Raw genomic sequence first — 14,098 nt, 5'->3', positions numbered from 1 at the left:
TTACCGTGCATCTGCTGTAAGGAGTCGTCCCGTGACCGAACAGACTAAACCTGAAGAAACTACTAAAACTACTACCGCGCCAAAGCCAGTTGCTCCATCTCCAGCAAGCTTCGCGCATAAGACTCGTGTTGTTGCTCAAGCACCAACCATTTCTTATAGTGAAGAGGATATTAAAGCCGCAAAAACCTTTGGCCGTGTTGATGAAAATGGCACTGTTTACGTTACTGAAAACGGTGCTGAGCGTGAGGTTGGTCAATACTCCACTGGCACTCCTGAAGAAGCGTTGACTTTCTATATTCATCGTTATCTTGATTTGAAGATTAAGCTTGATCTTTTCGCTAAGCGCTTGGAAGCTTCCAATGTAAAAGCAAAAGAAATTGACGAAACGCTTAATACTTTGAAAGCTGAATTGGAAAATCCTGCTGCCGTAGGCGATATTGCTGCTTTACGTGCGCGACACGCCGAATTGGCTGCAAAAGGTAATGAAAAGAAGGAAGCAATCTCTAAAGCTCGAAAAGAAGCTCTAGAAAAAGCTTTGAAAGAACGTACAAATATTGTAGAACGTGCAGAATCGTTAGTAGCACAAATGAATGAATCTACAAACTGGCGTGAATTAAACGATAAGTTACGTGCTTTATTTGACGAATGGCAGGAGCATCAGCGTACTACTATTCACTTAAATAAGTCTGATGCCGATGCTTTGTGGCAGCGTTTTTCAAAGGCTCGTTCTGCGTTCTCTCAGGCTCGCAATTCTTGGGTTAAAGAACGTGAGCATGTGCGTAATACTGCTAAGCAGCTTAAGGAAGCTATTATTGCAGAAGCTGAAAGCTTAAAAGATTCAAAAGATTGGCGTGAAACTTCTATGAAGTTCAATGCTTTGATGGATCGTTGGAAGAAAGCTGGCAATGCTGGTCGTCAGCACGATGATGCTTTGTGGGCTAAGTTCCGCGAAGCTGCTGATGCTTTCTATCATGCTCGTCAAAATGACCGTGAAAAGGTTAATGCTGGAGAACACGAAAATCTTGCTAAGAAGGAAGCTTTGCTCGTAAAAGCAGAGGCTTTGTTGCCAGTAGAAAATGAAGAAGCTGCTAAGAAGGCTCGTAAGGCTTTGTCTCAGATTCAGGAAGAATGGGATGCTATTGGTTTCGTTCCTCGTGAAGATATGCGTCGTATTGAGTCTCGCTTGAACGACGTTGATAAAAAGATTAAGGCTGTTGAAGACGCTGCTTGGCGTGAGGCTGATCCTGAAGCTAATGCTCGTAAATCCAGTTTTGCTTTACAGTTGGAAGCGCAACTCGAAGAGCTTAACGCTGCTATTGCTAAGGAAACCGATAATAAGCGTAAAGCTAAGTTGGAAGCTGAAAAGGCTACTAAAGAGCAGTGGCTTAACGCTGTTAAGTAAATTAGTTTTATAACTAATTAAAAGTATGGGGTTGCTTAAAAATCAAGCGACCCCATACTTATTTTTCGGCTGTATTTTAAGATTTATTTGCTTTTAAGAGTTTTTTATTAAAGATTTAGCTAAATGAATAAAAGTATTAGCTAAATTAGAATCTGCCAATTTTCCATCTTCGGTTAGAACAGCAGGTCGCCCTGCTTCACCAGTTTCTCTAAGCGCAGGATCTAAAGGAAGTTGAGCTAAAAGAGGCACATTAGTGTCAAGAGCGTTACAAAGTTGTTCGCTTACTCTCTTTCCTCCTCCTGAACCAAACAATTCTAAGCGCTCGCCGTTATTTTCAAACCAGCTCATGTTCTCAACAACTCCGCGAACTTTTACAGGAATTTGCAAAGCCATAAGACCTGATCTAACTGCCACATCTGATGCACTAGGCTGTGGAGTTGTTACTACAACAAGCTCTACATTTGGTAAGGATTGTGCTACAGCTAATGCCATATCTCCTGTGCCTGGAGCTAAATCAAGAAGTAAAACATCGGGGTTGCCCCACCAAACATCGGAAAGAAACTGTTCTAAAGAACGTTGTAATCGTGGTCCTCTCCACAAAATAGCACGATCGGTTCCAGCAAACATTCCAATAGAAATAAGCTTTACTCCCCAAGCAACTACAGGCATAAGCATTCCGTTTAAATTTGTTGGTTGAGAATTAACTCCAAACATTCGCGGTAAAGAAAAGCCGTAAATATCGGCGTCGATAGCTGCAGTATCGTAACCTAATGCTGCAAAAGTTGCAGCTAAATTAGCAGTTATAGAAGATTTTCCCACTCCGCCTTTTCCAGAAGCTATAGCAAAAATTCTCGTGCGAGTGCCAGCTTTATTAAATGGATTTTCTTTGCGTTCAGCTTTTAAATCTGCAACTAACTTTTCTAATTTAGTTTTACTCATTGCAGTAGCGTTAACGTGCGGTATGAGTATTGCTTGAGGATATTTAGATATAGCTTCTTGAACTCGTCCTGTAATCACTTCTGCCAGAGGGCAATTTGGCACAGTAAGTTCAAGATTTATTTCTACATCATAAGCAAACTTTGTTGCATCAATGGTTTCAGCTTTTTTTATCACATGCACTCCGGTTACCATATTTAATTCGGTAACAGAGCGACCTAATTCTGGATCAATAACGCTACCCAGCAAATCGTAAACTTGTTTTTCGAGTTCACTTGTATTCATGCGTTATGATTCCTCAGCAATGAGATTTGGCACAGTATTATTTGCAATTTGTAGTATTTCTTCTAAGTTCCCAGTTTTTAAAAGAGTATTAAACTGTTGTTCGTTAAGCATAGGAATGCCAAGTTCTTGCGCTTTAGTTGCCTTGGATCCTGCATTTTCGCCTAGAATAACGCAATATGTGTTCTTGCTTACTGATCCTGATGCTTTGCCGCCTCTTGAGACTATAGCCTCTTTTGCGCTGTCTCGTGTAAATCCTTGCAAAGATCCTGTAACAACTATTGTTTTACCTACTAATGTTTGAGCGAAAGATGATGTTTCAACTTTCCCTACTACACCTGCTTCTTGCCACGATTTTAATACTTCAAATTGCCAATTAGCAGGGTCTTTAGCTTGCTGGAACCAGTTGTATACTGCTTGCGCAATTTCAGGACCAACTCCATCAATTTGTGTAAGTTCTTCAATAGATGCTTTGGAAATATTGTCTAAAGATCCAAAATTTGCCGCTATAAGACGTGCAGTTGGTGGACCTAGTCTACGAATAGATAAAGCAACCAAAACTCGCCACAGTGCTGCATTTTTGCCTTTTTGAGTTATTTCTTCAAGCATACTACGAGTAGTTTCAGAAGGTCTTGTATACCATGGCACATTTATTGTTTCTTTAGCGTTGTCGCTAGTTTTAGCATTTCTAGTAATGCGCTTATTTTTCCAAAGTACTACTTTAGCGTCAATTGGAACTTGGAATTTAGGATATTGAGGATCCCATTGTTCGTTTGGTGAAGTAGTTTTTTCGGAAGTTTCTGCTGCTTCGTAATTTGTAGATAACTTTGCTTCGATTGTGCGAGTCCAAAATGCTCTAACTTGATGCCAAAGACCAGATCCGCCTATTTTGCGTGTACGCTTTTTAAAGCTACCGTCTTTACTAACTTCTTTCCACTCTTCAACAAGAGGAATTTCTTTCCAAACCATTACATTTTGTAAATCGTCGGCAGTAATACTAAATAATCCAGCTTCATTTCTAAGTACTGGAGTTTGTGGTTCAGGTAGCGTTAAATCTGGTGAAGGTATATATGGTTGTTGAGTTGCGCCTCGCTGAATTATAATTTTATCCATATCTGGGCAGTAAACTTCTGCAGTTGTAGGCCTGCAATCCTCAGGATTTGTGAGAGCTAGCGCAGCGTTATCGCCCAAATTTTCAATATCAAAAGCTTGTCTGGAAGCCAAGTGAATTATTCGTTCTGTAAGTTGAGCTGGACAGTTTTCTACATTTGGGCAACGAATATCTTTATCTCCCTCTTTTGCAGGAGCTAGCTTAGTTCCACAAGATGGGCAGTATTCTGGCATAACAAACTTTCTAAGTTCATTTTCTCGCCCTTCCCTAGCTTTAAGTACCGGTCCGACTAATTCCGGAATAACATCCCCAGCTTTACGAACTACGACAGTATCGCCAATTAGCACACCTTTATGTTCAACTTCGTAAGCGTTATGAAGAGTTGTACGCGAAATTGTCGATCCTGCTACAGTAACAGGTTCAAGAACAGCTACAGGAGTTACTCTTCCAGTTCTTCCAACCTGGACAATAATATCCTTCAAATAAGTATTAACTTCTTCAGGAGGATACTTGTATGCAATAGCCCATCGTGGAGCTCTAGAAGTAGCTCCTAGTTGATGCTGTAATGCTCTGTCATCAACTTTTACAACTATGCCGTCTAAAGCGTGCAAAATATTTGCTCTATGCTCTCCGTAATAGTCAATCATTTCTTCTATTTCAGAAAAATTTGTGACTTTTCTCGTGTATGGAGAAACAGGTATTCCCCACTGTTGATAGAACTTATATGCGTCAGACTGATTAAATTTTGTTTCACTATTGTTATGGCTTGTATTTTCTTTCCAACGAAGCTCACCTAGTCCGTGTGCAAAAAAGCTTAATCGACGCGTGGCCGTGATACGTGGATCTTTTTGGCGCAAAGAGCCAGCTGCAGCGTTACGAGGGTTTGCAAAAGCAACTCGTCCAGCATTTTCTTGTTCATCATTTAATTTTCTAAAGTCTTCCCATTTCATAAAAACTTCGCCACGAATTTCCACGAACTCAGGAATATCGTCAGTATTGTCAGAATGAAGCTGTGTTGGTATTGCTTCAATCGTTCTTACGTTTAATGTAATATCCTCGCCAGTTACGCCATCGCCTCTAGTAAGACCTTGTTCAAGAGTACCGTTGCGATAAATAAGATTTAAAGCAAGACCATCAATTTTTACTTCGCAAGTCATAGGAAGAGGTTGAGATTCATCCCATTGTAAATCGCGAATTACGCTGTTATACCAATCATGTAATTCTTCAATTGAAAATACGTCATCCAAACTCATCATTCGAGACGGATGCTTTACAGAAGTAAAATCATTAGAAAAAGTTCCACCTACGCGATGTGTTGGAGATTGAGGAGTATCTAAAGTTGGGAAGGCAGCTTCTAAAGAGCTTAGCGCTCGCATTCTTGCATCGTATGCTGCGTCTGAACTAGTTGGAGAATCTTCTACATAATAAGCAATTTGATCAGATTGTGCCCAAGCTGCCAATTTCGCCCAAAGCTTCGCAGCTTGCTCTATAGTAAGTGTCGCTGGCTGCAAATTTCCAAGAGTCAACGCATCAGTGTCTGTTGGTTTCAAGTTTGCAATCCACTTTTCGGTGTCTATTGTAGAGTTCCACTCATTCGCTTCATGCATGTCAGTTTTGTTATCAGTTTTGCTATCAGCCTGAGTAACAGTCCCTGTTTTAACTGTACTTATGCTATTAGTTTCGTTTTTTGGCGCTTCATGAGATATAGTTTGCTCGTCAAAATCGTAAAAAAGCGATAACTGTTCGCTCTCTGTTGACTCTTCGCGAATACTATTTTCACTCATGAATATTCCCTTCAGCTACGTTTTACTAATGCCTATAAACAGTATCTAATAAGACTGTATAAGCACAGTAAAAACTATTCAATGATGTATTGAGTATTAAGCTAATAAATTTTAAAACTGCTTGCTCTATTTCTTAAGCGTTTAAAGATCTTAAGAACTGTGTTTGTACTGTGCTACTTAGATCTTCGTTAGAAGTCATTCGAATATTTGCAACACATAAAGTTCTTGCAATTACAAACATTCCATCGTTCACAGTTAATTTTGCTGCTTTATCAATAATCTCTTCTGCTTCAATATCAGGCCAAGCTGGTACGTCTTCAGAAAGAAGAGCCATCTGTGCTTCATGTATATTGCTCGGTATTAGCTTGCACTGCGATCTCATTCTAGAAAGAAGCTCATCAAGTTCCATTTCTAGCGGCTCAATCTTTCCTGGAGCTAAGTATTGTGCCATTCTATATGAAGATGCAGCAATGAGGAAATTATTCTGCATCCATTCCGCATAAGCGAGCTTATAGTAAGCAAAAGCAGCATCATCCCTATCGAGAGACACATTCAAAGCGTTAATGCAAGCTGCAATAACAGATGACCAATCCTCTTTTTGCGCAAGTATATCAGCTAATCTTAAATGAGAAAGAGCGTAAGTAGGAGCGTACGAAACCATAATATTTAAATGGCGTAAAGCTTCGTCATGTTGGTTTAATTGCGAAAGTAAATCAGCAAGTTCCATATGCGCGTAGAAAAGACCGTCAGGAATAAGTCTTGTTCGTTCTTCTTTAGTTGCAAATAGATGATTATAAATTACTCTCTCAGCGTAGGAATTAAAGTATCTTGGTACAGCTTCGCTGCTAGTAAACATAGTATCGAATTGTGCTACAGAATTTTCGTACTCTTTTAAAGCCTCGCTAAGGTCCCCATTCATAAACTGTTCGTGAGCTTTTGTACGAATATCTCTTATACGTTTTGCTGTAGTAAATGAAAGATTAGGTAAATCTGTTTCGTCAATTAGCGCTCGCGTTATTGAATCTGCTTGAGCGTTAAGTTCAGGATCGTCAATGCTTTCAATAATACTCATAGCTTCGTGAGCTTTTTGTGCAGTTGTTGGCATAAGTTCTGAAGCAATATGATGGAAGTCGGCAACAGCTTGTTGCAGAAGATCTTCACGTTGTATAGAAAGCCCTTGTGCGTATTGTGTTCCCAGTATGCTTTCCTGATCTGCTGTAAAAATTTTGTCAGAAAATTCAGGTTCTTCTTGTGATCCATGAGGAGAAAAGCGGCTACTGTGAACATCAAAATCTGGTTCGATGGTATTTAATTTTCCATGAGAATCAATGTTTAATTTGGCATTAAATTTTTCGTATGTTTTTATAGGATTATTTAATCCGTTTTGGTGAATAAGTTTTATAAATCTGTCTCTGCTAAACGTAACTGTAGTTAGAGCTCGTATGGATGGTGCTGTAGTAAAAGCTGCAAATGAATTTTCTTCTTTAGACTTATCCATGCTGTTTTCGGACAGTTGATTTTCGTTAGAATCTGCGTTTGTGCCTGTTTCTGAGTTTAATTCTTGGCTGCTTGCGCTCGCATGCATTGATATGACATTATTGTTTGTCTTGTTTGCGTTACTAATATTAGTCTGCTGCATTTCTTGCAATTTAGACGGGTCTCCATGAATGTCACCGTCTTTTGGATCTCCTTTTGGCTTGGATGAATCATTATTTGCAGCGTCACTATTCATAACGTTAAGCGCATTAAGAGTACGATTTACAAGATTGTTCATAGCATTGTTTTGTGCTGTAACCATCTCTTCTAAGCCTATTGAATCTAAGCGTATAGAAACATTTTTTACTTTACCGCTTGCTCCAAAAGCTAGAGTAGACATTATCATTCCAACTTGAAGATTGTAGTTTGTAGCTAGTTTTTCTTTATCGTCGTCGTTCAGATTTTTCCAAGATTTATCCTCATTAACGTAAGCTACAGATGGCATAAGTGCAGCTCCAGCTGTAGTAAGGTTTATTGCCACGTTACCATCTTCTAAATTAGATCTAAATTCCGCGTCAAAACGGAACGGCAAGTATACGCTTCTAATAAGATTAGAAAGACGCTGTCTATAGGACCATTCACTGTCGTTATCTATCTTATTGAAATACTTATCGTTATTTTTTACCTGCTTTGCTCTTCTCCACATGTGCAAAATAGGTCTTATTTTGTCGTCCATCAGAGGATTGCCAAAAAATTGCATACCTATTGAACCGCTTGCTGCAAAAGCAACATCTTTAATCATTGCCATGTCGATTTGTGATGCCTGCTCTTCTTTTATAGTATTTTCGCAAGTTTTTCCTCCCACGATGGAGTTAATTTGCAGACAATCATAAATTGAATATAAACGGTTAATAGCACCTTCTATTTTAAGTACTTTGAGTGCAGCATTTGGTTCCAAAGCATCATCCCAAAGTAAGTAGTTTGCTTCTGTTTGCTGAGATTTTTGCATGTGTAGGCGTTCTGCACCATGCACTGCTTCCAGGCTGCGTTCTGTTTCTAAAGCTCCAGTTGAGCGCATTAATTTTTCGAAATATTCTTCTAAACCTGAAACTCTTAAATTTTCTTTTTTCGCTATTTTTATGTCTTCTACACTTCTTCGTATTGCTCCTAAAGGTGCTTCGTGTTCTAGTCTGCGAAGTACATTGCTGTAACCAAATCCAGTTAAAGACTTGTGCATGTCTGGAATGAATAATGCTGCAAAGAATGCTATTGTTATTGCATTTCTGTATGTAAGATTGCATCGTAAGTTTTCTGGAAGTTTAGTTCGTAACTCTTCGAGAGTATAAGTTTTTTTAGTTCCGAACCCGTGTGAGATCCATGATCCGATTTTAATTAAACCGTTATCTTCTGAAAGTTGTAAAACTAAGTCTCCGTTTGATACGCAAAATACGTTTTCTTTTCTAATTTTTGAAAAAGTTTTAGAAAAGTGGTTTATTTTTCCGGCAAAAGTTTTAGAGCGTTGTTCTGGTTTTAATGCGCTTTTAGACTTACTGCTTTCTAAAGAAGCGAGAAAATCTTCTACGGTTGCGTCGCCATTTAAATAGGATTCTACGATATTATCCATGTCATAGTCTGTATGTTTGGTGTATGTTTCGTCAAACGCTTCCAAAAATGCACATTTTAGAGTAATTTTTGTTTTTTTATATTGTTTTCCATAAAAACGGTGTAAATCTTTCAGTGAAGAATTATTTTTTTCTACAAATGAAAGTTGCGGTCTCATGTCTTGAATATCTTCGTAGCTAAGTTTGCTGCCGAGAAATATTCGCCCTTCTGAATCTGCTACTGCTAGTTGAAGGAATTTTTTTCCGTCTTCTTTAAATAATCCAATTGATGTGTATTCTTTTTTCTTGTTAAGTTGAACCCAGCCTAATTGATTGTTGATATTTGTTTGTGGAAAATCTTTAATAACGTACTTTTTAGCGCGCGACGAAATATCTATTGGATTGCCTTCTGCCCACAACGAGTTAAGAGATTCTTGTAGTTGCAACATACTATCTTCCTGAGATTCTGAATTTTCAGTAGTTTGCATGTTGTTAGTCATAATCCCCATTCTTTCACTTTGCTTTGTGGCATGTGAGTTTTTGTTTTATATTTTTAGCGCACATAATGTGGCGTTTAATCACATTATTTTAGTATATAAGAAATTATGCATGTTATAAAATGCGCGACATTATTTATCGAAATTATTTCATCAATAGATTGCTAATAAGAGAATACGACGACTTCGAATATTGAGAAAAAATGGAGCGGACAACGGGACTCGAACCCGCGGTCTCAACCTTGGCAAGGTTGCGCTTTACCAACTAAGCTATGTCCGCAAACAAATGAATACCTTATATCATTTTCATAAAAAGTGCAAATTAGGTATGTCGCAAGCCTTACAAGTATTTGCTGCACTTGTAAGGCTTACTTGTTTCAGATTTTTAGTGTTTTAAGTTGAAAACTTATTTTATTTGTTTGCTTACTTGCTTTCGTCATCGCGCTTTGGAGAAGATGGTGTTGCACCCTTTTCAAGCACTCGACCAGGGCCTGCAAGATAAGCTGCGCGGCCTGCTTCAATACCAAGCTTGAATGCTTTAGCCATAAGCACAATATCGTTTGCAGTAGCAACTCCAGTATTTGCCATTACAGCTGCAGCACCCATTTCCATTGCTTCAGCAGCCTGGCTTGGAACGCCAATGCCGGCATCGACAATAACAGGAAGATCGATTTCGTCGATAATAAGCTGAATAAACTTCTTAGTTTCAAGACCCTTGTTAGAGCCAATCAAAGAGCCGAGAGGCATAATTGCGGCAGCTCCAGCGTCGCGCATTGCCTTAGCAAAGTACAAATCTGGATACATGTAAGGAAGAACAGTAAAACCTTCGTCAGCCAAAATCTTTGTTGCTTGCAAAGTAGCTTCATTGTTTGGCAACAAATACTTGCGATCAGGAATAATCTCAAGCTTGATGAAGTTTCCGCAACCCATTTCGCGAGCAATATGTGCAGTGTTAACTGCTTCCTCTACAGTTACGCATCCGCTAGTATTAGGCAAAATGGTAACGCCTTCTGGAATATGCTTTAAAATTCCTGCAGCTTTCTCGCTATAGCGAATTGCTACAGTAATCATTTCAGCTTTAGCACTATTTACTGCGGCATCAATAAGCTCCTCAGAATACTTTCCAGAACCCAAAATGTATCGAGAAGTAAACTTCTTACCACCTAATTCTAAATAATCTTCATTCTCCATAATTTCCTCCATTTTTTATCCATTTCAACGCTTCTAACGCTTCTAAACTTGCGATAATCGAAACATAAGGCAAATACAAGCCTTCTTCAGGAGAAGACTTAAAATCACCTACTAAGCACACGTTTGAAAGATGCTTAATTTTTACGTTCTTAATATCTCCTAGTCCAGATAAGCCAGAAGCGGTAATAACATATTTGTTAGGATGATTCATGAAATAGTCAAGAACCATTGCTTTCGATTCGCGATTGTCGAATGCTTCAATAAACAAGTCGGAGCGCTCAGCAATCTCATCTAACGATTCCGGCGTAACTTTTTGCACGAAAGCTTCTACTTCAACGTACGGCAAAGTTTCATTAAGCCGCGCTTTAGTAGCAGATACTTTGTGTTGTCCAATTTCGTTAATCGTATAATTTTGACGGTTTAAATTCGAATACTCGATACTGTCAAAATCGTAAATGTACAACTTTTTTACGCCGGCTCGCGCAAGCATTAACGCAATATTTGATCCCAAACCGCCGCAGCCAAGTATTGAAACTGATTGTTGAGCAAACAAATCATTATCTTCCTTTAGCTGACGTTTAAGAACTTTTGCGCGAATATCGTCACTTTCCATTCATCCTCCTCCCATAATGCTAAATACTTCAATTTTTGCGTTATCTTTAACTATGAAAGTTTCAAAATCTTTGCGTTTTACTAATTCACCATCAACTTCTATTGCAACAAAAGTACTGTCGTAGCCTTCGCGCTTAAGTAGTTCAAGTAAATTCTCGTTCTCAACATAATCCACAGTATCGTGATTAAGTTTCAGCACACTTACCTCCTTTCTGTAGAATATGCTTTAAGTTTTAAATATTACGTTTAAAGATTCTACCTAATCCTTAGCTGGATGAAGAATAAACTTGCCCTTGAAGCCTTTGCAAACGCCATTTTCTTGGCTGTAAATTTCTTCGCCGCGAAGCAAAGTTCTTACCACCTGGCAGCCAATAGTGCGACCAACGTATGGGCTGAACTTGTTTCGATACTCAAGGTCTTCAGCTTTAAGAACATAAGGAGCGTTTGGCTTAATGAATGCAAGATCTGCGTCGTAACCCAAACGTATGCTTCCTTTTCCTTTCAGATCGAAGCGTTTTGCAGAATTGCTAGAATTCAATGCCACAAATTGAGTTAATGACATTCCGCGCTTTTGCACAGCTTCATCAAAGAACACGTCAACATCGTTTTGAACGCTACCAATACCACCCCAAGCTGTGAAAGCATCATCAGTTTGCTTCAAACTCAAAGGAGCTGGCGAATGGTCGGAAACAATGAAGTTAATAGAACCGTCAAAAACCTTTTCCCACAAGCCATTCTGGTTTTCCTTGTCACGAATTGGCGGAGTGCACTTAGCGATATTTCCAATCTCGTCAAGCTCAGAAGTGTCGAAATACAGGTAATGGTTGCAAGTTTCGCAGCTTACGTCAACGCCATTCTTACGAGCGTCAGCAACAGCTTGAGCACCTTCTGGTGAAGAAACATGAACAATATGAATTCTGCATCCAGTTTCTTTAGCAAAAAGGCAAGCGCGCTCAATAGCTTCAACTTCAGTGAAAACAGGTCTGGTTGCTACGAACTCAGAAAGCTTTCTAGCTCCCATTTGATGAGCTTTCTTTCCAAGCTGGTCTGTAATAGGAGCGTTTTCGCAATGCATAATCAAAATTTTGCCGGTTTTTGCAATCTGCTGCATACCTGTGTACAAGGAGTAATCGTCGCAATTGTATAAATCAACTTGCAAATCCTTGTCGCCTGTAGTTCCAAGGAATGCTTTGTAATTAACGACACCCTGCTTATCTTGCTCGCATATTCCGCCATTGAGGTTTTGTGGTTCCAAGCCACCAGTTTGACCAACATCAACCTTGAGCTTTCCGTCGGCTTCTTTAAGCACTGCTTCAAATGACTTTCCATCAGTAGTAGCAGGAATCTGATTGCAAGGCATTTGCAGCATTGTAGTAATACCGCCTTTTGCGCCGGCAGAAGTTGCTGTTACAAAACCTTCCCAATCGTCGCGAACGCCGCCGCCTGGAGCGTTAATATGAACGTGAGAATCAACTTTTCCAGGAACAACTATTAAATCAGTTGCATCAATAGTTTTATCGGCTGTAAAGTTGCTTCCAAAAGCGGCAAACTTGCCGTCTTTAATTGCTATATCGGCTTTGGTGGCTTCATTATCGAATACAACCAAACCGTTTGTGATTACTACATTGTAGTTCATATTATTTCCTTTCTTTAGCCATTGTTGGCTGAAAAACTTTTGATAGTAATATTTGACACACGAAGCCTACAGCGCATCCCACAATCCATGAGATTTGAGTAAGTGGTGAAAGTAGAGGAATTATCTGCCCGGAAAGAGCAAATAAAAGCCCAAGTATCGTAGAAGTATAAGATATCCAGTTAGTTCCAGAATAAGCAGATTTTGACGAGCTATTTGTATCGTAATAAATTTGATCAAGATCAATATGCGTGCGCTTTACTACGTAATAGTCGGCAAGTAGAACACCTGCAATAGGGCCTAAAAGCATGCCAATAAGATTCAAGAAGCCTGTAATATTAGCCATAAACTTCCATGGCATTAACACAGTGCTTACAAGAGCTGCAATAACTACGCCACGCTTATAATTTACAAATCGCGGAGCTAAAGCAGTTAGCTGGTATGCTGCAGGAACAATATTGCCAGTAGCATTTGTACAAACTGTAGTAAGTAGAAGCAACCCAGTAGCTATTGCAATTGCAGGAAGACTATCCCACTTGTTTATGATAACAAGAACATCTGTAATGGTTTCATGGTAAAAAAGCGATCCGCCCACTAAAATAACTACGCTTGTAAAGGCAAAAAGCGCGTAACTTAGCAAGAAGCTAGCAATTTGACCTTTTAGTTGAGCCATAGTTGACTTTGCATTTTGCGTAAAATCAGCAATAGAAACGGCAGGAGCAGCCCAAACGCCCAGTACAGAATTTACAACCATCATCATGAAAAGCCCAAGACCGCAATTAGTTGGCGCTTGAACAGTAGCATGATATTGCATGATTGCAGATAATCCACCAGCACAGCTAATAGCCCATACGCTCATGCAACCAAAAACAACGTAAATAAGTGGGCTTAATACTACAGTTAGCTTATTAAGAGTCTTTCCTCCACCTAAGCCAATCGCCAAATTAAGCAACCAAAATATTGCGAAGGAGATAATAATAGGTATGTGCGAACCTACAAATGGTATTTTGCTTCCAAGCGTAAGAAACTCAGGGCAAATTTTGCCAACTAGAATCTCTAAAGCTTTCGCGCCTATATATGTTTGAATGCCATACCAGCATATTGCAGCAACTACTCCCCTAAGGAATCCTGGTAGTTGAGCGCCTGCTTTTCCGTATGTTGCGCGCAAATGCATAGAAAACGGTATGCCGTATTTGGATCCTACAACACCGTTAGCAACCATGACAATTGCTGTAAGAATTGCGCCAAGCATGATACCAATCATTACGTAAATTGGAGAGTATCCCATCAAAAGGAACGCGCCAACTGCAGCATAATTAGGAATATTGTGTACAGACTGCATCCACAAAGTGCAAAAATTAAGAGCGCTCATTGTGCGTTTTTCTTGCGGCTTTGGCAGTAAATCTTCGTTAGTGTAGCCGCGCTCGCGGTAACATTCCAAGTTTTTACTAGCTACTGGCTCGTCTTGTAGCAGTTTACTAATTTGCATGCGCACCTCCTTACTTTTCTTGTTTGTAAATTTGATTCTTTTTTGTGTTTTGTGTTTTGAGTTTTTTGAAAGTAATAATCGCAA

At 39.3% G+C, this 14,098-nt stretch carries 9 protein-coding genes and 1 tRNA gene; 1 reads left to right on the top strand and 9 read right to left on the bottom strand.

Going from position 1 to position 14,098, the window contains the following annotated elements:
* Window positions 1–31: 31 nt before the first annotated feature.
* Window positions 32–1,402: a DUF349 domain-containing protein gene (locus P0108_RS03450; protein WP_064621586.1), complete on the top strand. Its 1,371-nt coding sequence runs from the start codon at window positions 32–34 to the stop codon at window positions 1,400–1,402.
* A 93-nt stretch (window positions 1,403–1,495) separates the two neighbouring features.
* Here P0108_RS03450 and P0108_RS03445 read toward each other — a convergent pair whose 3' ends face one another.
* The 9 genes from P0108_RS03445 to allW all read right to left on the bottom strand — a co-directional run bounded on the left by P0108_RS03445 (window position 1,496) and on the right by allW (window position 14,014).
* A complete protein-coding gene (locus P0108_RS03445) occupies window positions 1,496–2,623 on the bottom strand; it encodes an Mrp/NBP35 family ATP-binding protein (protein WP_004108951.1) in 1,128 nt (375 codons plus the stop codon).
* A 3-nt stretch (window positions 2,624–2,626) separates the two neighbouring features.
* On the bottom strand, window positions 2,627–5,515 hold the full coding sequence (ligA, locus tag P0108_RS03440) for an NAD-dependent DNA ligase LigA (protein ID WP_064621698.1): 2,889 nt from the start codon (window positions 5,513–5,515) through the stop codon (window positions 2,627–2,629).
* 133 nt (window positions 5,516–5,648) lie between these two features.
* Window positions 5,649–9,092: a tetratricopeptide repeat protein gene (locus P0108_RS03435; RefSeq protein WP_064621702.1), complete on the bottom strand. Its 3,444-nt coding sequence runs from the start codon at window positions 9,090–9,092 to the stop codon at window positions 5,649–5,651.
* A 201-nt stretch (window positions 9,093–9,293) separates the two neighbouring features.
* Window positions 9,294–9,369: transfer RNA gene (locus tag P0108_RS03430), tRNA-Gly, on the bottom strand.
* A 143-nt stretch (window positions 9,370–9,512) separates the two neighbouring features.
* Window positions 9,513–10,280 (bottom strand): thiazole synthase, encoded by a 768-nt coding sequence (locus tag P0108_RS03425; protein ID WP_004108959.1) that lies wholly within the window; start codon window positions 10,278–10,280, stop codon window positions 9,513–9,515.
* Complete coding sequence (thiF, locus tag P0108_RS03420; RefSeq protein ID WP_004106663.1) at window positions 10,270–10,893, bottom strand: sulfur carrier protein ThiS adenylyltransferase ThiF; 624 nt, start codon at window positions 10,891–10,893, stop codon at window positions 10,270–10,272. Before thiF ends, P0108_RS03425 begins: the two co-directional genes overlap by 11 nt.
* Window positions 10,894–11,091, bottom strand: a complete 198-nt coding sequence (thiS, locus tag P0108_RS03415; RefSeq protein ID WP_004106666.1) for a sulfur carrier protein ThiS — start codon at window positions 11,089–11,091, stop codon at window positions 10,894–10,896.
* Between the two features lie 60 nt (window positions 11,092–11,151).
* Window positions 11,152–12,528: an allantoinase AllB gene (gene allB, locus P0108_RS03410; protein WP_064621699.1), complete on the bottom strand. Its 1,377-nt coding sequence runs from the start codon at window positions 12,526–12,528 to the stop codon at window positions 11,152–11,154.
* Between the two features lies 1 nt (window position 12,529).
* Window positions 12,530–14,014 carry an allantoin permease gene (gene allW, locus P0108_RS03405; RefSeq protein ID WP_082915470.1) on the bottom strand — a complete coding sequence of 495 codons (1,485 nt, stop codon included), beginning with the start codon at window positions 14,012–14,014 and terminating at the stop codon, window positions 12,530–12,532.
* Window positions 14,015–14,098 lie beyond the last annotated feature (84 nt).

It is taken from the genome of Gardnerella sp. c10Ua_244, from assembly GCF_055818055.1.
The sequence above is the reverse complement of the archived record's forward strand: the minus strand, read 5'-3'. Positions and strand labels throughout refer to the sequence as shown.

What these genes read in the sequence shown, in the direction of transcription:
- P0108_RS03445 (WP_004108951.1), bottom strand. Translation starts at nt 2,623, where the DNA reads ATGAATACAAGTGAACTCGAAAAACAAGTTTACGATTTGCTGGGTAGC.
- allB (WP_064621699.1), bottom strand. Translation starts at nt 12,528, where the DNA reads ATGAACTACAATGTAGTAATCACAAACGGTTTGGTTGTATTCGATAAT.
- ligA (WP_064621698.1), bottom strand. Translation starts at nt 5,515, where the DNA reads ATGAGTGAAAATAGTATTCGCGAAGAGTCAACAGAGAGCGAACAGTTA.
- P0108_RS03425 (WP_004108959.1), bottom strand. Translation starts at nt 10,280, where the DNA reads ATGGAGAATGAAGATTATTTAGAATTAGGTGGTAAGAAGTTTACTTCT.
- thiF (WP_004106663.1), bottom strand. Translation starts at nt 10,893, where the DNA reads ATGGAAAGTGACGATATTCGCGCAAAAGTTCTTAAACGTCAGCTAAAG.
- P0108_RS03435 (WP_064621702.1), bottom strand. Translation starts at nt 9,092, where the DNA reads ATGACTAACAACATGCAAACTACTGAAAATTCAGAATCTCAGGAAGAT.
- allW (WP_082915470.1), bottom strand. Translation starts at nt 14,014, where the DNA reads ATGCAAATTAGTAAACTGCTACAAGACGAGCCAGTAGCTAGTAAAAAC.